This window comes from Pseudomonas syringae group sp. J248-6 (assembly GCF_032586995.1).
GTDB lineage: Bacteria > Pseudomonadota > Gammaproteobacteria > Pseudomonadales > Pseudomonadaceae > Aquipseudomonas > Aquipseudomonas amygdali.
Map to the genome: position 1 here is coordinate 72,406 of NZ_JAWHOP010000003.1, position 19,892 is coordinate 92,297.

At 59.3% G+C, this 19,892-nt stretch carries 20 protein-coding genes; 13 read left to right on the top strand and 7 right to left on the bottom strand.

The window, feature by feature from the left end; all coding sequences use genetic code 11:
• Positions 1-23: 23 nt before the first annotated feature.
• Positions 24-1,055, top strand: coding sequence for a purine-nucleoside phosphorylase (locus tag RYC17_RS04640; RefSeq protein WP_057405488.1), 1,032 nt, complete (start codon positions 24-26; stop codon positions 1,053-1,055).
• 80 nt (positions 1,056-1,135) lie between these two features.
• Here RYC17_RS04640 and RYC17_RS04645 read toward each other — a convergent pair whose 3' ends face one another.
• Positions 1,136-1,894 carry a hypothetical protein gene (locus tag RYC17_RS04645; protein WP_002554817.1) on the bottom strand — a complete coding sequence of 253 codons (759 nt, stop codon included), beginning with the start codon at positions 1,892-1,894 and terminating at the stop codon, positions 1,136-1,138.
• Positions 1,887-2,162 (bottom strand): DUF1145 domain-containing protein, encoded by a 276-nt coding sequence (locus tag RYC17_RS04650; protein ID WP_004657499.1) that lies wholly within the window; start codon positions 2,160-2,162, stop codon positions 1,887-1,889. The genes RYC17_RS04645 and RYC17_RS04650 overlap by 8 nt, the downstream gene beginning before the upstream one ends.
• A 217-nt stretch (positions 2,163-2,379) precedes the next feature.
• Here RYC17_RS04650 and RYC17_RS04655 point away from each other — a divergent pair, with 217 nt between their 5' ends.
• Positions 2,380-2,877 carry a DUF6231 family protein gene (locus tag RYC17_RS04655; protein ID WP_005732254.1) on the top strand — a complete coding sequence of 166 codons (498 nt, stop codon included), beginning with the start codon at positions 2,380-2,382 and terminating at the stop codon, positions 2,875-2,877.
• Between the two features lie 3 nt (positions 2,878-2,880).
• Positions 2,881-3,354 carry a YchJ family protein gene (locus tag RYC17_RS04660; protein ID WP_316902590.1) on the top strand — a complete coding sequence of 158 codons (474 nt, stop codon included), beginning with the start codon at positions 2,881-2,883 and terminating at the stop codon, positions 3,352-3,354.
• Positions 3,355-3,518: 164 nt separating this feature from the next.
• Here the strand turns inward: RYC17_RS04660 and RYC17_RS04665 are convergent, their stop codons facing one another.
• Together RYC17_RS04665 and RYC17_RS04670 are read right to left on the bottom strand one after the other, a co-directional pair.
• The gene (locus RYC17_RS04665; RefSeq protein ID WP_058401655.1) at positions 3,519-5,954 is read right to left on the bottom strand and encodes a TonB-dependent receptor; all 2,436 of its coding nucleotides are present in this window, start codon (positions 5,952-5,954) and stop codon (positions 3,519-3,521) included.
• Between the two features lie 111 nt (positions 5,955-6,065).
• On the bottom strand, positions 6,066-6,629 hold the full coding sequence (locus tag RYC17_RS04670) for a hypothetical protein (RefSeq protein ID WP_058401654.1): 564 nt from the start codon (positions 6,627-6,629) through the stop codon (positions 6,066-6,068).
• 114 nt (positions 6,630-6,743) lie between these two features.
• On the opposite strand from RYC17_RS04670, the gene RYC17_RS04675 reads away from it, so the two are divergent.
• Positions 6,744-7,235, top strand: a complete 492-nt coding sequence (locus RYC17_RS04675; RefSeq protein ID WP_058401653.1) for an LEA type 2 family protein — start codon at positions 6,744-6,746, stop codon at positions 7,233-7,235.
• Positions 7,236-7,244: 9 nt separating this feature from the next.
• On the opposite strand, the gene RYC17_RS04680 is transcribed toward RYC17_RS04675, so the two are convergent.
• The 3 genes from RYC17_RS04680 to RYC17_RS04690 form a co-directional block, all read right to left on the bottom strand.
• Positions 7,245-7,574: a hypothetical protein gene (locus RYC17_RS04680; RefSeq protein ID WP_005755519.1), complete on the bottom strand. Its 330-nt coding sequence runs from the start codon at positions 7,572-7,574 to the stop codon at positions 7,245-7,247.
• A 263-nt stretch (positions 7,575-7,837) separates the two neighbouring features.
• Entirely contained in the window at positions 7,838-8,038 is a 201-nt protein-coding gene (locus RYC17_RS04685; RefSeq protein ID WP_316902647.1) for a DUF1654 domain-containing protein, read from the bottom strand.
• Positions 8,039-8,214: 176 nt separating this feature from the next.
• On the bottom strand, positions 8,215-8,871 hold the full coding sequence (locus RYC17_RS04690) for a LexA family protein (protein WP_054996890.1): 657 nt from the start codon (positions 8,869-8,871) through the stop codon (positions 8,215-8,217).
• Positions 8,872-9,030: 159 nt separating this feature from the next.
• On the opposite strand from RYC17_RS04690, the gene RYC17_RS04695 reads away from it, so the two are divergent.
• The 9 genes from RYC17_RS04695 (at position 9,031) to RYC17_RS04735 (ending at position 19,752) form a co-directional block, all read left to right on the top strand.
• Positions 9,031-9,237: an SEC-C metal-binding domain-containing protein gene (locus RYC17_RS04695; RefSeq protein ID WP_002554826.1), complete on the top strand. Its 207-nt coding sequence runs from the start codon at positions 9,031-9,033 to the stop codon at positions 9,235-9,237.
• 195 nt (positions 9,238-9,432) lie between these two features.
• Positions 9,433-11,907 (top strand): penicillin acylase family protein, encoded by a 2,475-nt coding sequence (locus tag RYC17_RS04700; protein WP_058408358.1) that lies wholly within the window; start codon positions 9,433-9,435, stop codon positions 11,905-11,907.
• Between the two features lie 552 nt (positions 11,908-12,459).
• Positions 12,460-13,506: a ligase-associated DNA damage response exonuclease gene (locus RYC17_RS04705; protein ID WP_122258355.1), complete on the top strand. Its 1,047-nt coding sequence runs from the start codon at positions 12,460-12,462 to the stop codon at positions 13,504-13,506.
• Positions 13,503-15,206, top strand: coding sequence for an ATP-dependent DNA ligase (locus tag RYC17_RS04710; protein ID WP_058408359.1), 1,704 nt, complete (start codon positions 13,503-13,505; stop codon positions 15,204-15,206). Before RYC17_RS04705 ends, RYC17_RS04710 begins: the two co-directional genes overlap by 4 nt.
• A 342-nt stretch (positions 15,207-15,548) precedes the next feature.
• The gene (locus RYC17_RS04715) at positions 15,549-16,331 is read left to right on the top strand and encodes a transporter substrate-binding domain-containing protein (protein WP_316902591.1); all 783 of its coding nucleotides are present in this window, start codon (positions 15,549-15,551) and stop codon (positions 16,329-16,331) included.
• An 80-nt stretch (positions 16,332-16,411) separates the two neighbouring features.
• The gene (locus tag RYC17_RS04720; RefSeq protein ID WP_002554830.1) at positions 16,412-17,140 is read left to right on the top strand and encodes an ABC transporter permease; all 729 of its coding nucleotides are present in this window, start codon (positions 16,412-16,414) and stop codon (positions 17,138-17,140) included.
• A complete protein-coding gene (locus RYC17_RS04725; protein WP_002554831.1) occupies positions 17,137-17,847 on the top strand; it encodes an ABC transporter permease in 711 nt (236 codons plus the stop codon). Before RYC17_RS04720 ends, RYC17_RS04725 begins: the two co-directional genes overlap by 4 nt.
• A 12-nt stretch (positions 17,848-17,859) precedes the next feature.
• The gene (locus RYC17_RS04730; RefSeq protein ID WP_316902592.1) at positions 17,860-18,978 is read left to right on the top strand and encodes a M14 family metallopeptidase; all 1,119 of its coding nucleotides are present in this window, start codon (positions 17,860-17,862) and stop codon (positions 18,976-18,978) included.
• Between the two features lie 9 nt (positions 18,979-18,987).
• Positions 18,988-19,752, top strand: a complete 765-nt coding sequence (locus tag RYC17_RS04735; protein ID WP_002554833.1) for an ABC transporter ATP-binding protein — start codon at positions 18,988-18,990, stop codon at positions 19,750-19,752.
• Positions 19,753-19,892: the final 140 nt, after the last annotated feature.

Genomic DNA, 19,892 nt, shown 5'->3' on the forward strand with positions numbered 1-19,892 from the left:
TGATTATGACGACAGGAGTTTTCATGAAACACATCACCCGCAACACACTTGGCGCCACACTGGCCCTGCTTAGCCCTGCCCTCTGGGCAGCCACCGCGCCGGTTACGCCAGTCACGCCCAAGGTCATGCTGGTCGCCATGTTTGCGCCCGAAGCGCAGAACTGGATCGACCGGCTGCATCTGACCAAGGAGATCCAGGTGCCCGGCCTTGCCGCCGAGTACCCGGCCATCCGCTGCAATGATCAGGACGTCTGCCTGCTGGTCACCGGCATGGGTCAGACCAATGCCGCAGCATCGACTCTGGCCCTGGCCCTGTCGCCGCAATTCGACCTGCGCAAGACTTACTTCATCGTCGCGGGCATTGCCGGCATCAACCCGCACCACGGCACACTCGGCACCACGGCCTGGGCGCATTATCTGGTGGAATTCGGCACGCAGTGGGAAATCGATTCGCGCGACGTGCCCAAGGAATGGCCGACCGGTTACCTGGGTATCAACACTAAGGGTCCGAACGAAAAGCCGCCGCTGGACTACAAGACTGAAGTCTTCGAGCTGAACCCCAAACTTCAGGCCAAGGCCTTCGCCCTGTCGCAAAAAGTGACGCTCAGCGAGAGCAAGGAATCTGCCGCCTGGCGCGTCAAGTACCCTTACGCCCCGGCCAATCAGCCGCCGCAGGTGACGCAGTGCGATACGCTGGCGGGCAACACGTGGTTTTCCGGAACGCGTCTGAGTGAGCGGGCGGAAGTCTGGACCAAGCTGCTGACCGACGGCAAAGGCGTGTATTGCACCACCCAGCAGGAGGACAACTCTACGTACGAAGCCCTGTTGCGAGCCAGCAAGGCAGGCAAGGTAGACGTCAACCGGCTGGCCGTGGTGCGCGCAGGTTCCGATTTCGACCGTCCGTATCCGGGTTACAGCGAAGTGGACAATTTGCTCAAGTATGCCGACCAGGGTGCCTTCGTACCGGCACTGGAAAACCTGTACCGCACCGGTAATCCGCTGGTGCAGGCCATTGTCGGCGACTGGAAGAACTGGGAAAAAGGCGTACCGCAGTAAGCGCGCTGCCGTAATGACTGCCCGGATCGTGGCCTTGCGCCTGATCCGGGCTGCCTCTCAAGAATGACAGCTGTTGAAGATTACAGGCGCTGCAGAATCAAACTGCCCGCGGGCCCTGCAACACCAGGCAGGCCGGGTTCGCCCGGTCTGCCTGGCTTGCCGCCGTCCGCGCGGTAGACGATGCAGCCCTTCGAAGCGCCGCCTTTGCCTGCCTTGCCGCCTTCACCACCCTTGCCTGCCGCGCCACCCGCAACATTCACCTTGATACGCTCGGCCGGAAAGCTCTGTGGCAGCTCCAGACGAACCTGCGCACCTGCTGCGCCGTCGTGGCCGTTGCCGCCACTATCACCGTTGTAACCACGCCCGGCCTGGCCCCAGGTACAGCCCGGCTCTTCGCCCGTGCCGCCATCGAGCCCGGCGTAGCCTGGGCTGCCCGCGCCGCCGCGTGCATCGATCGACAGTTGTTCGGCATTCAGGCTCTGCAAGCGCAGGGTCAGATTGCGCCCCGGAAGTGCAGGCTTCTCGAACGTGCCCGGAGCGCCTCGCGCAGTGATCTGGCTGCCGGTGCCGAATTCACCATGCACCACAACGAGGTTGAACGCCTGTACACCGGGGACGATGGCAATCCGCGCTTCGTGCCCTAGCACCAGTTCGCCGATCTTCACGTCATCGATACCGGCCGGGATCAGCAGGGTGCCGTAGTCGGCCACTTCAAGGCGCTCGACCTGCAGAACGCTGCTGTTGCCAGGCAGACGCATGAGCGAGTGTGGCGCGACAATAATCGCCTGAGCCATGGCCAGAGGGCTGAACAGTGCTGCCAGCAGAACGAGCTTACGCATGAGAGTGCCCTGTGGCCGAACGGCCGATGGATTGAACATGAAAAATGCCGAACAGGATGATTTTGCCCCGGTCGCGCCAGGGATGCCTGCGACCGCGCAGGCTGCCGTTGAACAGGATCAGTTCGAGCAAGTGAGTCAACAACAGTACGGCACCGGCCATGTCGATCATCACGCCAAACGGGCTGGGCGCTTCAATGACCGCATTGGCCAGGACTACCAGCCAGAAGCCCAGCATCAAGATTTTTCCCAGCCCCCAAAACACCTTCATCGCCTGCCCCCTTGTCATGATCCGTTACGAAAGCGCAGTCTGCGCGCGCTTTTCGTCGCCGCACAGTAGACGTGCTGTACGCCGAATATGCCAGCAGTGTATTGAAAAAGATCAAGCATAGATCGTTGTCGTCAGTCTGTGGGCGTTCGCCTGATACTGACGGCTGTTCAGAGCGGGTCCGGCAGGCTAGTCTTGTCAGTCAACCAGAGGACTTTCGATGACCGTCGGCTACTCATCCCGCACGCCGCAGCAAGCGCTGGCTGCCCTGCTCGACCGTTACGCACCCCAGCGTCTGCTGTTGATCGGCGCTCAGGCGTTCCCTGCGTTACAAGCCTTTCAGGAAGCACACCCGCAGACCGAGGTGGCGCTGGCCGAACCTGGCCCCCTGCCCGCAAATCTGGCGGCGCAACGTTTCGACCTGGCGCTGGTGGTCGATTGCCTGGAGCACATCCCCAAGCGCACCGGTCTGGAGCTGCTGGGCGGCATCCGCAACCTTAACGCCAGCCGCATTGCGGTACTGGCCGACTTACAGGCCTGCGGCTGGCAGGAGACCGACTTTTTCTCGCTGGCCCTGCAATCCAGCGAACGCTTCACCCGCGACGAGCAGGTGCTGAACCTGTTCACCTACGACTTGCGCGAATACAAACAGGTGCCTGACTGGCTGAACGCGAAGTATTGGGCCAACCCGGAGAATTTTGGAAAGTATTGGTGGTGACCTATGAGTAGTGCTATTTGCCCGTGCGGCAGCGGCGATCTGTTGCTGGCCTGCTGCGGTCGCTATCACGCAGGTCAGCCTGCGCCTTGCGCGGAAAAGCTGATGCGCTCGCGGTACAGCGCCTACGTGCTGGGGCTGACTGATTATCTGGTCCAGACGACGCTGCCTGTTCAGCAAAGCGGGTTGAACCGTGAGGCCATCGCTCAATGGAGCGCGCAGAGCACCTGGCTGGGGCTGGAGGTAGAAAGTTCGGAGGTATTTGGCGGCAAGCCCGAGCATGCGTTTGTGACCTTCACTGCCCGTTGGCACGACGGTAACGGTGAACACCGCCACAAGGAGCGCTCGTCGTTCGTGCAAAATCAAGGCCGCTGGTACTTTATCGATTCCACGGTCCCGCTCAAGGCCGGCCGCAATGACGCGTGTCCGTGTGGCAGCGAACAGAAATTCAAGAAATGCTGCTCGCCTTATGTGGTTTGAGATAGTCGAGATGATCGTTCCGCACGCTACAACGTAGGAATGCCGTGCGTGAGCCCTGCGCCGCACCATCACGCTCAAGACCGGACGCAGAGCGTCCAGAACGGCATGACGACGCGGAGCGTCGCACGATAGTCATGGTCACGCTCCGGTGGACACAAGTCGACCTAGAACTCCAGCTGCGCCGAGAACGCTACAGTGCGCGGGTCGCCCAGGTAGCTGCTGTTGAGCCAGTATTCCTTGTTGGCCAGGTTGCTGACGTTGACCCGCAGGGTCAAATCGTTTTCCGAAACGCGCATGCGGTAGCGGGCACCGGCGTCGAAGGTGGTAAAGGACGGCAGGTCGTTTTCGTTGCTTTGGTCGGTGTATTGCTTGCCGGTATAAAACGCGCCACCGGTTACCGCCAGCCCAGGCACCGGGTTGATATCGTATTCGGCATAGACCTTGGCCAGTTGCTTGGCGACGTTGGTCGGTGCGTTGCCTTCATCTGCGGCAATGCCGGTTTTCTTGATCTTCGGGTCCAGCAAGGTAAAGCCGCCGACCAGTGTCAGCTCCGGAACGACCTTGCCGGTCACGCTGAACTCCAGGCCGTTGTTTTCCTGACGTCCGTCCACCACGTAAATATTCGAGGCCGTGGTGTAGCCGTTGGGCTTCTCGATGTTGAACAGCGCCAGGGTAAACAGGGTTTCACCCAACGTCGCCTTGGCACCGATTTCATATTGCTCGCTGACTTCCGGTGCGAATGCCTGGCCGGCATTGGCCGCGCCGCTCGGGGCGACACCGCCGGATTGCAGACCTTCTATATAGGTGGCGTAAGTGGTCAGCCACGGCAGCGGCTTGTAGACCAGCGAGATGTTTGGCGAGGTCTTGCTTTCGTTGTATTTGGTCTCGGTCTCTGCGGAGCCGAAGGCCTTGGCGTAAACGAACTCGTTGGCGTAAGTCTTGATCTGCGTGTTGGTCACGCCAAGAATCGCCGACCATTGCTCGTTGAAGGTGATGATGTCGCCGATCAGGAAGTTGTTGCTCTCCGAGCTATTAGCCAGACGCTGGTTGCCGTGGCCAATCGAGTACGACGGTTTGCCGACCTGGGGTGTCTGGTCGAGCGGTATCGTGCCGACTGGCGAGGTGTATTGCGGACCAGGCTGACCAGGCGTGTACGGGATGTGGTCTTCGTACTGCTTCTGGCGAGATGTATTGCCCTGGTACCCCATCGTGACCTTGTGGCCGAGAAAACCGGTATCGAACGCTGCATCCAGAAACAGCGAGCCGGTCTTTTCTTCGGTTTCGATCGGTGCGAAGGCGTACAACGGCTGCGAATACAGACCCGCGCTGTACACCGTCGGCCCGGTGTAGGTGTTTTCCGAAGTGTATTGCTGGGCTGCAAAGGCCGCGCGCAAGGTGAATGTATCGTTCAAGCGCCATTTGGCGCGCACGCCCGCCTTGTCGGATTCATAATCGGAAAACGACCACTTCTGGCTGTAGAGTTTGTCGTTGTCCAGCGAGGCTGCGCTTGGGCGTAACGACTGGTCACCAAAGTACCAATAGCTGGTCAGACCGCGGATTTCGGTCTTTTTGTGTGAAGCGTCGAACTGCACCAGCAGGTCGTCGGAGACGTTCCAGTCCAGCGCCAGGGAAATCATTTCGCGACGACGCTTGTTCATGTCGACAGCGGTTTCGCCATCCTGAGTCAACACGTTCAGGCGATAGGCAAACTTGCCTTCGCTGTCGATCGGCCCGCCGAAATCGCCATGCAGGTAGTAGTTCTCGCCACCGGCATTGCCCAGCGTGACACTGTTATAGCGTTCGTAAGTGGGGCGCTTGATGACGTAGTTGACCAGCCCGCCCGGCGAGGCCGGGCCATACAGGAAACCGGTCAGACCGGTGATGACTTCCAGCTGTTCCATCTCTTCAATGTAGTTGCTGCCATCAGCACCATTGGTAAAGCGCAAGCCGTCATTGGCGATGTTCAGGCTGCCCGAGCTGCTGAAACCACGAATGTTGACGGCGCTGGCATAACCGGCGCTGGTCGGTGAGTACATCTGGGTGAACGGGTTGTGCTTGATGACATCGTCGAGCGAGGTGGCCTGAATGTTTTTCAGTAGAGCCTGAGGCGTCACACTGATGGAGTACGGCGCGTCCTGCAGTTTCATGCCGCCCAGTGCACCGACGCTGCTGATGTTCTCGCTGCGATAACCTGCAGCTTCCGAGCCTTCGGCGGGCGCGCTGTTGGCGTTGATGTTCACGTCCGACAGGTTCAAGGCGTTCTGCTCCATGACCATCAGCGTGTAGGTCCCGGCGCTGCTCTGCACCAGTTGCAGGCCGCTGCCACGCAACGCCTCACGCAAGGCTGTCGCCGCGTCGAAATCCCCCTTCACCGCTGGGCTTGTTTTGCCAGCAACCAGCGCAGGATCGAGGCTCAATGCCAGACCACCCTGGCTGGAAATCTGGTTCAGCGTGGTCGCCAGGGGGCCTGCAGGCAGGTCATAGGCAACCACGCTGGCCTGCTGCGCGGCCATCAGCAGCGGGCTGGCCAGCGGCGTGCACAGGGCAATCGCCACGGCCAACAGACTGGGACGCAGAAGGGTGTCTAACGAACGGGACATCGGGCAACTCCTGATGGAATATTTCTCAATGCCTGTTAGCCGAGCGAAAGTTCGAAAGTAACAGAGCTGATTGAAAATAATTCCGTTTCAGGATTCAGTTGGCCCGCAGCATTACTCCGGAATGACCTTCAGGTGAGAAGTATCGGGAGCCGCCTGCGACTCGGGCCTTTCGGCCTGCCCCATGTCGCTGCCCACCGGTGCCAGGCTCAACCGGGAAAGATCCAGCAGTGGCGCTGCGGGCTGAGGTTTGGCGGGCGACAGGTCGGCCCCCGCTTCGGCCACCGAATAGTCCGGCGCATCGACATTTTCGAAAGCAGCCATATACGCGTCACGCGGTTTGATCTGCAGACGGCCCGTACCCGACTGCGGGCCAGCCGGAGATTTACGCAACCAGGTCGGTGCGTCGGGCGGCGGCGCCAGTTCGACCTCTTCCATGGGCAGCGGCGTATTCATTTCCAGCACATGGACCCGTGCGCCTGCCCGCTCCAGCGTAGCGCGGTATTTTTCAGCGGTTGCCGCATCGAGATTGTTTTTCAGGACCAGTCGGCGCCCGGAGAACAGAAGCTCCAGACGCTCGGCGTCGGCATTGAACAGCTTGCCAAGGTTGGCCCTGACCTTCTCGGGCTGGGCTCCGGCGACCAGTTCGGCACTGAAGACAATTTCGTAGACATTCATGGAGACACCGGTAAGCACGTCAATAAAAAGTATGGCGTAGCATCAGACAGCGCAACAAGCGCGTTACCCTTGACCGTCGAGTTGTTAGACTCAGGCGTCAAACGGAGCACATCCATGTTTTTTCAGGCGCACATTACAAGAATCATAAACCTCGCGCTGATCATGTTCGGTCTCAGCGGATGCTCGTTACTGAGCTTTGACAGCGTCCAGGATCCGGAAGTGCATTTGCTCAAAGTCCAGGTGGTCAAGGCAAGGCTGACACAACAGGATTTCAAGCTGTATTTCGAGGTCGATAATCCCAACGACTCGGACCTGTTCGTGCGCGGCCTGAACTACAAGATCTCGCTCAATGACGTTGTGCTCGCAGACGACCAATTCAGTGATTGGTTTTTCGTCGATGCGCATAGCCGGAAAACCTTTGTGGTGCCTGTTCGTACCAACCTGTGGCGTTACGCGAAATACATCGCTCAACTGCTGAAAAAACCTGATGAGCTGATCCATTACCGGCTTGAGGGCAAGCTCAAGACCGGAATGCTGTTCAGGCACAACGTGCGGATCGGCAAAACCGGCGACGTGGCACCAGATGAGCTGATTCAACGCAAATAATCACGTGGCCTAACCGCCCAGCTTGCCCTTGATCAGCTCCAGCAGAAACTTCCAGATATCCGCCGCCCACAATGCCCGATTGATTGCGCTGATCAACGCTCCACCAAACGAGCCCAACAAAAAGCCCACGCCGGTGGTGTTGCGAGGGTCCGCCACGCCAAGATAATCACTGGCGATGCCGGTGAGAAACACCGCACAGGCCACGCCGGTGACCAGAAAAACCAGCCAGGCACGCCAGTCGAGCAAGCCTGCCTTATGCCACCAGCCAGAGATGATTGCACCCACCAGACCGGCGACCAGCCATTCGCCTCTGTCTGCCAAACCATTCAAGATATCCATCGGACCTGACTCCGCTCAAGAGATACAGCCGTTCACGAACACAGAAATTCAGACGCTGAGAGCCTGCCATTCGAATGGCAGGGAACGGGTTGATGAGGGTCATCCTGGTTGACGTTCGGGCCCGCCCTGCCCTTTATCGCTTCCTTGCGCGTATTGCGGGTCGATGCGACGGCGGTATTTGAAGCCGAAACCAAAAAATTAAGCATGCTTAAAAATAAAATGAAACGTTTGCCATCAAACGTGGCGGAGTACCGTATAAAGGCTCAGTTGTCGATATAGCGCTGCCAGCCGATCCTTACCGAACCGTCTGGCTGACGGTCGACCTCGATCCCTTCGGTTTCTTCGATTTCCCGGAGCACCACGTTCCAGCTGTCCACAGGCTCATCGTCGCGTCGGGCTACGATGACCCACTGGATCTTCTGAACATTCGGCGCAGATACCAGCCGTTGAATGCGCTTGCCGATCTGTTAATAAGACGACGCACCTGTCGGCCCATTACGAGTGCCAGTCATGACTGCCTCCCGGAGATAACTGTATATAAATACAGTATTCCAGCTGCGAGACCTGCGCAAGCACTTCGTAGGACGCGCCCCGCCTCACGTCGCGACGGATAACGTCCGCAAGCCTTGTACAACAAGGCTCATAGCCTGGCGGTCATTCTCACGGCCACGCCAATGATGCGACAGTCGGCACCACACTCGATCATTTTGTACGCAGGATTCAAGGGCTTCAGGTAGCGCGTGCCGCCGTCCTCGACCAGCTTCTTGAAGGTTGCCTCGTTGCTGGCGGGCAGCTTGGCGATCACGAGCTTGCCGGGCTGCACATCGGCTTCTGTATCAACCAGAATCATCATCCCCTCTGGCACGCTGACGCCAGTGGGTGCAGTCATCGAGTCACCCTTGACCTCCAGCCAGAACGCCGGGCCCTTGGAGTCGTAATCGGAGATTTCATAGCGATCGGAAAAACCGTCGGGGTAAGGCTCGACGGCTTCCTCCCAGGAACCTGCCGACACCCAGCTGATTACCGGATAACGAAAGGACATGTTCGGCTGATCGATCAGGGCAACGTTGGCGTCAAAGGGGGCGTCCTTTTCAGGCCCTTCGCCAATCGCCAGCCACTCGGCACGAAAGCCCGTGGCCCGCGCCAGTGCATAGAGGTTTTCCGGCCGCAGGCTTTTGCTTTCGCCGCTGATCCATTGGGTGACGGCAGAATTGGCAACGCCGCACTGTGCGGCAATTTCCCCTTTCTTCATGCCGCTGGCGGCAATTGCCCTGGCGATACGCTCTTGTCGGGTCATAACGTTGGCTCTGCGCATGAAAATACAAAGACGCTGAAAAACGCCCGAAAAAATAAGCATACTTAAATTTGCAGTAATATGTGAATCGAAATATGTCGATACTGCTTCGTCCCGATTTGCTGGATAATGCGCGCCAGATTTATTTGCGGAGTAAAACCGATGAACCAGCAAGCCCATGTTCATGGCCCCGATTGCAACCACGACCATGATCACGATCATCACGACCACCAGCATGGCCACGTGCACGGTCCGAACTGCGGGCATGCCCACCAGGAACCGGTGCGCAACACCCTGAAAGATGTAGGTCGCAACGACCCTTGCCCGTGCGGCAGCGACAAGAAATTCAAGAAATGCCACGGCGCGTAAAGCGTTGAGCGTTCTTCTGACGGCCTGCATGAGCAGGCCGTTTTCATTTGCGCGCGTCTTCACACGCAGTGGAGCGAGAGGCGTGTGGCCAGCTTCTGCAAAATCCTGAAATAAACTCGCCCTCCCCGCTTGCGCGCTGACGGCCTGCTCTCTAACGTAGCGACTTTTGTACGTTACCCCTCCAGGAGCTTGCCCATGGCCTCGCCAGCCCTTCGTCATTTTCTACCCCGATTCGGCGCTGCCGCCGCTGCGGCGAGTTTCCTGAGCCTTGCCGGCTGCCAGTTGGGCGGCGGTGATCCAGAGACCGTACTGCCTGCTTCCGGGACGTTCCCGCTCAAAGGGCTGGCGCAAAACGTTTCCGTGCGCCGCAACAACATGGGCATGCCGCTGATTGAAAGCAGCACGTATCACGATGCGCTGTTCACCCTCGGATACATCCATGCCGGTGACCGCATCGGTCAGATGCTCGGCATGCGCCTGCTGGCGCAGGGCCGTTTGTCGGAAATGGCCGGGGCGGACGCGCTGGAAGTCGACCGTTTGATGCGCTCGGTCAACCTCAAGCAAAACGCCAGCGACCTGTATAACGCCGCCTCGCCTCGCTTGAAGCGCTTCTTCGACGTCTATGCGCGCGGCGTTAACGCTTACCTGTTCCGCTACCGCGACAAGCTGCCGGCCGATGTCGCCAATTCGGGCTACAAGCCGGAGTACTGGAAACCGGAAGACTCGGCGCTGATCTTCAGCCTGCTCAATTTCAGCCTGTCGGTGAACCTGCAGGAAGAGCTTTCGGCGCTGGTGCTGGCGCAGAAAGTCGGGGCAGACAAACTTGCCTGGCTGCTGCCGACCTACCCTGACGAAGAACTGCCATTTGCCGAAGCCGACAAGCTCAAGGGCCTGAACCTGAATAATCAGGTCAATGGCCTGAGCGACCTGAACAAGATCGCCTTGCAGCTCTCGGACCTGAACATGCTTGGCGTTGCAGCCTCCAGCAACTGGGCCATCGCGCCGCAACGCAGCCGAAGCGGCAAGAGCCTGCTGGCCAGCGACATGCAACTGCCTGCCGGGCTCAACTCCGCCTGGAGCTTCGTGCAGATCCGAGCGCCGAAATATCAGGTGTCCGGTGTTTCCATCGCAGGCTTGCCGCTGGTCCTGAGCGGCTTCAACGGCAAGCTGGCGTGGAGCATGAGCAACGTCAAGGGCGACAACCAGGACCTGTTTCTGGAGAAGATCAAGCGCGAAGGCAACCGCGTGTCTTATATGGCTGACGGCAAATGGCTGCCCGCTACTGCCCATCAGGAGACCTTTCTCGTCAAGGGTGGTAGCCCGCTTCGCGAAACCGTATACGAAACCCGCCACGGCGCGCTGCTCAACGCATCTGCAACGCCACCGGACAATGGCTTGAGCCTGGCGCTGCAAGTACCCAACTTCAAGGACGACAAGAGCCTGGACGCATTCTTTGATCTGTCCCGCGCACCTAACGTCGAGAAGGCCTTCGACACCAGCCGCGAGATTCGTGCGATTACCCTGAACATGATCTTCGCCGATGCCTCGAACATTGGCTGGCAGGTCACCGGCCGTTTCCCGAACCGCCGTGAAGGCCAGGGCCTGCTGCCTTCGCCGGGCTGGGATGGCAAATACGACTGGGACGGTTTCGCCGACTCGATGCTCCATCCTTACGACCAAGACCCGCGTCAGGGCTGGCTAGCGGCGGCTAACCAGCGCACGATTCCGAAAGGCTATGGCATGCAGCTTTCCAACTCGTGGGGCTACCCGGAGCGTGCCGAGCGTATCGCCGAGCTGGCCAACAGCGGCAAGCAGGACCTGCGCAGCACCATCGCCATGCAGTACGACCAGACCACGACATTCGCGGCCAAACTCAAGACCATGTTCCAGGCACCGGGCATGAGCAAGCCGCTCAAGCAGGCCATCGACGCCCTGCCGGAAGCGGATCGTAACAAGGCCCGCGAAGCGTTCACGCGCCTGATGGCATTCGATGGCAAGCTCAGCGCAACGTCGGCTGACGCTGCGCTGTACGAGCTGTTTCTGCAGGAAAGCGCCAAGCAGATTTTCCTTGATGAACTGGGCCCGGAAACCAGTCCTGCCTGGCAGGCGCTGGTGGCCAACGCCAGCTCGTCGTATTCGCCGCAAGCCGACCATTTGCTGGGCCGTGATGACAGCCCGTACTGGGATGACGTCAAAACCCCGCAGAAAGAAGACAAGCCAGCCATCCTGGCGCGCAGTCTGGCGGCTGCTGTCACCAGTGGCGACAGCCTGTTGGGTAGCGATCACAAGGCCTGGCAATGGGGCAAGCTGCACCGCGACAACTGGACCTCGACCAGCCCGCTCGCCAAACAGTTGGGTGGCGGCGAGTTCAATCGCGGTGCCTCTCCGGCAGGTGGTGACCACAGCACGCTGAACGTGTCCGGTTTCGAGTGGGGTAAAGGCTTCGATACACACGTGGCCCCCGGCCTGCGCATGATCGTCGACTTCAGCCTTGTCGAGCCCATGACCGGCCTGATCAGCACCGGCCAGTCCGGCAACCCGGCCAGCCCGTTTTATGCCAACAGCATCGAGCCGTGGCAGAAAGGTCAATACATGTCGATCCCGCTGCAACAGCAGAACTATGAAAAAGGCTACGGCAAGCAACGCCTGACACTCACGCCGGGCAAGTAAGCGCCGAAAACCGGACGCGGAGCGTCCAGAACGGCATACCCACGCGGAGCATGGGCACGATAGTGTTCTCCCGAACGCCTATCGTTCCGAATGCTCCAGCGAGCATACCTACGCGGAGCAGGCTCCCGAACGCCCGTTCCCAAGCTCCAACAGGCATATACCCACGCGGAGCAGGCTCCCGAACGCCTATCGTTCCCACGCTCCGCGTGGTAATGCATTTCGTGACGCTCCGCGTCACACCGTTCTGCGATTCAGTGAGATTCAGGCTCGACTTGAGTCACCTTTTCGCCCCTCGGCGACCTACTTTGATGGGGCCAAAGTAGGCAAATCCCCTCGCTCCTGTTTCCGGCCCGACTTCGTCGGGTTCCTTCGCCCTGTCACTCAGGTCGCACTCTGCGTCGTCATTGCCATCGTGATAAAAAAGCGCTTTTATGCACAGTAGTGTTATTTCGGATATTTATCGTTCATCACGCTCCGTAGCGCACGCAAACTCCCCGAACTTCCCGCCCTGCCCCGGCTCATAGCTAACAAGCCCATCCATACGGTTGCCTCATGGATCTTGTCGTTGCTCGTCCCGAAGGTTTGTACTGCCCACCCGGTGATTTCTATATCGACCCGTGGCGCCCGGTCGAACGGGCAGTCATCACCCACGCGCATGGTGACCATGCCCGTACCGGCAACGAGCATTACCTGTCGGCGGCCAGTGGCGAGGGCATTCTGCGTTCGCGCCTCGGGCAGGACATCAATCTGCAGACCCTGGAATACGGCGAAACCATCACCCATCACGGCGTGAAACTGAGCCTGCATCCGGCCGGGCATGTGTTGGGGTCGGCGCAAGTGCGACTGGAGTACCAAGGCGAGGTCTGGGTTGCTTCCGGCGATTACAAAGTCGAGCCGGACGGCACGTGTGCGGCCTTCGAACCGGTGCGCTGTCATACCTTTATCACCGAATCGACCTTCGGCCTGCCGATCTATCGCTGGGCACCGCAGGCGCAGATTTTTGAAGACATCAACCAGTGGTGGCGTGGCAATGCGGCTCAGGGCAAGGCCAGCGTGCTGTTCGCCTACTCGTTCGGCAAGGCGCAACGCATTCTGCATGGCATTGATTCCCAGATCGGACCGATTCTGGTGCATGGCGCTGTCGAGCCGTTGAACCGGGTCTACCGCGAAGGCGGCATTCGTATTCCGGAAACCCAATACGCTGGCGACTTCAAAAAGACTGATCCGGCCCTGCGCCAGGCGTTGATTCTCGCCCCGCCCTCGGCCGGTGGCAGCAGTTGGATGAAGCGCTTCGGCGAATACAGCGATGCCTTTGCCAGCGGCTGGATGATGCTGCGCGGCACTCGACGTCGGCGTGGCGTGGATCGCGGTTTCGTGCTGTCCGATCACGCCGACTGGCCGGGCTTGCTTTGGGCCATCGAACAGACTGGTGCCGAGCGGGTCATGGTCACCCACGGTTCGGTCGGCATACTGGTGCGTTATCTGCGCGAACTGGGTCTGGATGCGCAAGGCTTCAGCACCGAATACGGCGATGAAGAAGACAGCAATCCGGCGACGGCAGAGCCTGAGGCAGCAACTGCGGGGGCGGCTCAGTCATGAAAGCCTTCGCGGAACTCTACGCACAGCTGGACGCAACCACATCGAGCAACGCCAAACTTGCCGCGATGCGTGACTATTTCGAGAAAGCGGCTGCAGAGGATGCTGCCTGGGCCGTGTACTTCCTGTCCGGTGGACGCCCCAGGCAACTGGTGCCGACCCGCGTGTTGCGCGAGCAGGCAATGACTCTGGCGAATCTGCCGGAGTGGCTGTTCGAAGAGAGCTATCAGGCGGTCGGCGATCTGGCGGAGACCTTGTCGTTGTTACTGCCCCAGGCCGATCACAGCAATGACGAGGGCCTGGCCACCTGGATGGAAGAAAAATTGCTGCCGTTACGCGGGCTGCCGCCCGAAGAGCTGGCAGCCCGCCTGCCGATGTTCTGGTCACAACTGGACCGCAGCAGCCTGATGGTCTGTATCAAACTGATCACCGGCAGTTTCCGGGTTGGCGTGTCGAAACTGCTGGTGACGCGCGCACTGGCTGCGCTGGCCGATATCGACAGCAAGCGCGTCGCCCAACGACTGGTTGGCTATACCGACCTGTCACATCGGCCCAGCGCCGAGCGTTACCTGAAACTGATCGCGCCTGAATCCGAAGACGAGCACGCACAACGTGGCGGTCAGCCCTATCCGTTTTTTCTTGCCCATTCCCTGCAACAGCCCGCCGATCAGTTTGAGGAGTTGCTCGGGGCGGCCGAGAACTGGCAGGTGGAATGGAAGTGGGACGGTATTCGCGCGCAACTGGTCAAACGTGACGGACGCTTGTGGATCTGGTCGCGCGGCGAAGAGCTGGTCACCGACCGGTTTCCCGAGCTGCACAGCCTGGCGCAGTGCCTGCCTGACGGCACAGTTATCGACGGAGAAATCGTCGTCTGGAAAGCCCCCGAGCCGAGCCCCGATAGCGGCGCTGAATTTGCGTTGAACGGTGATGCCACCGCATCGTTACCTTCGGTTCAGCCCTTTGCCCTGCTGCAACAAAGGATTGGCCGCAAGACCCTCGGCAAGAAAATTCTCGCTGACGTTCCCGTGGTGGTGCTGGCCTATGACCTGCTTGAATGGCAAGGCGATGAATGGCGCAGCCGACCGCAACATGAACGTCGCACACAACTGGAAACCTTGATCGAAAGCGTCCAGAGTGAGGTGCTGATGCCCTCCCCGCTACTCACCGGCAAGGATTGGCTTGATCTGGCGACTCAACGTGAAGCCTCTCGCAGCCTGGGCGTCGAGGGCATGATGCTCAAGGCCCGCGACTCGCTGTACGGCGTCGGTCGCACCAAGGACATGGGCGTGTGGTGGAAATGGAAAATCGACCCGTTCAGTGTCGATGCCGTGCTGATCTACGCGCAACGCGGCCACGGCCGACGTGCCAGCCTGTACAGCGACTACACCTTTGCGGTGTGGGACGGCCCGCCCGACGCCAGTGAGCGCACGTTGGTGCCATTCGCCAAAGCCTACTCAGGGCTGACCGATGAGGAAATGCGCAAGGTCGACGCCATCGTTCGTAAAACCACCGTGGAAAAATTCGGCCCGGTGAGCAGCGTCACACCGACGCTGGTATTCGAACTGGGCTTTGAAGGCATCGCCTTGTCAAAGCGCCACAAGAGCGGCATTGCGGTGCGCTTCCCGCGTATGTTGCGCTGGCGGCAGGACAAGCCGGTGGCCGAAGCCGACAGCCTGGCGTCATTACAGGACCTGCTGAATTGATGCACTGAAAAAGTGCACGAGAAATGACGCGCACCTTTTTGAAACATTGCGTGACGCCGAAGTTTGCGTGCCCGCAAAAACCTTTCTCTTTCGTTACCAATCTGCCGCTCGCCGCGAGATGAATGGGGGTCGGTTTGCCTCATGAAGAACAACATCCGGCCCATAAACGCGCCAAGGCGGCAGATTGCCAGTCTTTTATATGAAATAGCGACAACGCCTTACATTTCAAACGCACGTTCATCGCTCTGGTTCGGAAATTGCTACCTTCTGCCAGTCTGGCACTTGCCGGTAGCACGCTTCGCGTATTCCCAACGCCCCATTTAAGGTTTTAAGGACTGAACAATGAAAAAAGCATGGCTGACTCTTTCTGCACTGGCTCTGTGCATCTCCGCCGGTAACACCATGGCCAAGGAATACAAGGAACTGCGCTTCGGCGTCGATCCATCTTACGCACCGTTTGAATCCAAAGCCGCCGACGGCAGCCTGGTCGGCTTCGATATCGACCTGGGCAACGCGATCTGCAAAGAGCTGAAAGTCACCTGCAAATGGGTTGAAAGCGATTTCGACGGCATGATCCCCGGCCTCAAGGCACGCAAGTTCGACGGCGTGATTTCCTCGATGACCGTGACCCCTGCTCGCGAAAAAGTCATCGACTTCTCCAACGAATTGTTTTCCGGCCCGACCTCGCTGGTGTTCAAGAAAGGTGCAGGCTTTACCGCCGACAAGGCCAGCCTGAAAGGCAAGACTGTGGGCTATGAGCAAGGCACTATCCAGGAAGCCTACGCCAAGGCCGTACTGGACAAGGCCGGTGTATCCACCAAGGCCTACGCCAACCAGGATCAGGTTTACGCCGACCTGACTTCCGGTCGTCTGGACGCTTCGATCCAGGACATGCTGCAAGCCGAACTGGGTTTCCTGAAATCGCCAGCCGGTGCTGATTACGAAGTCAGCAAGCCTATCGACAGCGAATTGCTGCCAGCCAAAACCGCCATCGGCATCGCCAAGGGCAACAAAGAGCTGAAAGCGCTGCTGGATAAAGGCATCAAAGCGATGCACGACGACGGCACCTACGCCGAAATCCAGAAAAAGCATTTTGGCGACCTGAACCTGTACAGCGGCAAATAACACCCCGACGCCCATCGATTTCGGCGATGATTCGCCGCCCGATCGATGGGCGTCTCTGTTTTTGAAAGCAAGGCCTATCCATGCTCGATGCACTCATGCAAAACCTGGGACTCTCGGCATTCAGCCTGAAGGGCTTTGGCCCGCTGTTGCTGGAAGGCACCTGGATGACCATCAAACTGGCTGTGCTGTCCCTCGCGCTGAGCATCCTGCTCGGGCTGATCGGGGCAAGTGCCAAACTGTCGAGCTCGGCGCTGCTGCGCGTGCCGGCACAAATTTATACAACACTGATCCGCGGTATCCCGGACCTGGTGTTGATGCTGTTGATTTTCTACAGCCTGCAAACATGGCTGACCATGCTCACCGACGCGATGGAATGGGAATACATCGAGATTAACCCGTTTGGCGCGGGTGTCATCACTTTGGGCTTCATTTATGGGGCATATTTCACCGAGACGTTTCGCGGCGCGATTCTGTCCGTGCCTCGCGGTCAGGTGGAAGCAGCGACGGCCTATGGACTGAAACGCGGCCAGCGATTTCGCTACGTTGTGTTCCCGCAAATGATGCGTTACGCACTGCCGGGGATCGGCAATAACTGGCAGGTACTGCTCAAGGCTACGGCGCTGGTATCGATCATCGGCCTGGCTGATCTGGTCAAGGCCTCGCAGGACGCCGGCAAAAGTACCTATCAGTTGTTCTACTTTCTGGTGTTGGCGGCATTGATCTACCTGCTGATCACCAGCGCCTCGAACTTCGCCCTGCGTTGGGCTGAACGGCACTATGCCGCAGGCAGCCGGGAGGCACAGCGATGATCGAATTGTTACAGGAATACTGGAAACCCTTCCTTTATACAGACGGCGTAAATATCACTGGGCTGGCCATGACCATGTGGCTGCTCAGCGCCTCTATCGCCATCGGCTTCTGCGTGTCGATCCCGCTGTCGATTGCACGGGTGTCGAAAAACCGCTGGGTACGCTGGCCAGTGCAGTTCTACACCTACCTGTTTCGCGGCACGCCCCTCTATATACAGTTGCTGATTTGCTACACCGGCATTTACAGCATTGCTGCGGTGCGTGAACAGCCGATGCTGGATGCGTTTTTTCGCGATGCGATGAACTGCACAATCCTGGCCTTCACCCTGAACACCTGTGCCTACACCACAGAGATCTTTGCCGGTGCGATCCGCAGCATGGCCCATGGTGAAGTCGAGGCGGCCAAAGCCTATGGCCTGACCGGCTGGAAGCTTTATGCCTACGTGATCATGCCATCGGTGCTGCGCCGTTCGCTGCCGTACTACAGCAATGAAGTGATCCTGATGCTGCACTCGACCACGGTGGCCTTTACCGCCACGGTGCCAGACATCTTGAAAGTGGCGCGGGATGCCAATTCTGCGACCTTCATGACCTTCCAGTCCTTCGGTATCGCCGCCGTCATGTACCTGACCGTGACGTTCATTCTGGTCGGGCTGTTCCGCCTTGCCGAACGCCGCTGGCTGGCCTTTCTCGGCCCGGCCCACTAATCAGGACTGAACATGCGCCATCACACCCATGACTTGCTGTCGCCAGTGCCAGGCACTGCCCGGCAGGTCCACAGCTTTCACTACGGTCCGCAAAACGGGTCCGGCAAGGTTTATATCCAGGCTTCACTGCATGCGGACGAACTGCCGGGCATGCTGGTTGCCTGGTATCTGAAGCAGCGTCTGGCAGAACTGGAAAGTGCTGGTCGCCTGCTGGGTGAAGTCGTCGTAGTGCCGGTCGCCAACCCGATTGGTCTGGAACAGGTCCTGATGGACACACCTTTGGGCCGCTACGAGCTGGAAAGCGGCCAGAATTTCAATCGCTGGTTCAGCGACCTTGGCGCGCAGGTCGGCGATGATATCGAAGCCCGGCTGACTGCCGATGCAGAGCACAACGTCGCACTGGTGCGGGACAGCCTGAGAGCGGCGCTGAATGCCGTACCCGCAACCACCCAATTGCAATCGCTGCGCCTGACCCTGCAGCGCCTGGCTTGCGATGCCAGCATGGTGCTGGACCTGCACTGTGATTTCGAATCGGTCGAGCACCTGTACACCACGCCCGAAGCCTGGCCGAAAGTCGAGCCGCTGTCGCGCTACCTGGGTGCACAAGCCAGCCTGCTGGCGACCGACTCGGGTGGTCAGTCGTTCGACGAATGCTTCACGCTGGTCTGGTGGCAATTGCAGCAACGCTTCGGTGAGCGCTTTCCGATCCCCATGGGCAGCTTCTCGGTGACACTGGAGTTGCGCGGGCAAGGCGATGTAAACCATGCCCTCGCCAGCCGTGACTGTCAGGCCATCATTCATTACCTGATCGACGCAGGCATCATCGACGGCGAACTCCAGCCGCTGCCCGAACTGCTCTATCCCGCTACGCCATTGGCAGCGGTCGAACCGGTGACCACGCCAGTCGGCGGCCTGCTGGTGTTCTGCGCGATGCCCGGCGAACACGTCGAGGCTGGCCAACTGATTGCCGAGGTCATCGACCCGATCAGCGACACCGTGGCCTGCATCCATGCCTTGAACGCGGGCCTGCTGTACGCCCGCTCGCTGCGCCGCATGGCGACTGCCGGCATGGTCATTGCGCACATCGCTGGCACCCAGGCCTATCGCAGCGGCTATCTACTTTCTCCTTGAGGACCTGTCATGTACAAACTGACCATCGATGGCCTGCACAAAAGCTATGGCGACAACAAAGTGCTCAAAGGCGTATCGCTCAAGGCCAGCAGCGGTGACGTGATCTGCCTGATCGGCGCCAGTGGCTCCGGCAAGAGCACCTTTCTGCGCTGCATCAACTTTCTCGAACAGCCCAATGACGGGGCAATGAGCCTGGATGGCAAGCAAGTACGCATGGTCAGCGATAAGGACGGCATGCGCGTTGCCGACGCGGATGAACTGCAGCGCATCCGCACGCGGCTGGCGATGGTGTTTCAGCACTTCAACCTGTGGGCGCACATGACCGTGCTGGAAAACATCACCATGGCTCCACGCCGCGTACTGGGCGTGCCCAAGGCCGAAGCCGAGGCCCGCGCGCGCAAGTACCTGGAGAAGGTCGGGCTGCCGGAGCGCGTCGCCGATCAGTACCCGGCGTTCCTGTCGGGCGGCCAGCAGCAGCGCGTGGCCATTGCCCGTGCACTGGCAATGGAGCCGGAAATCATGCTGTTCGACGAACCCACCTCGGCACTGGACCCGGAACTGGTCGGTGAAGTGCTGAAGGTCATTCAGGGCCTGGCCGAGGAAGGCCGGACCATGATTCTGGTGACACACGAGATGGGCTTTGCACGCAAGGTTGCGAGCCAGGTGGTGTTCCTGCACCAAGGCCAGATAGAAGAATCCGGCCACCCGGACGAGGTGCTCAACAATCCGAAAAGCGAGCGCTTACAGCAGTTTTTGAGTGGCAATCTGAAGTAGCGCTTTTTGTGTATGAAGCCGGAAACGCCTGGTAACCGGAACTGAAATATCCACGACTATCGCCCCCACTCCAGCGTGGGGATGCAGTGCTCGACGCTCTGCGTCGCACGATAGTTGAGATTATCGTTCCGCACGCTCCA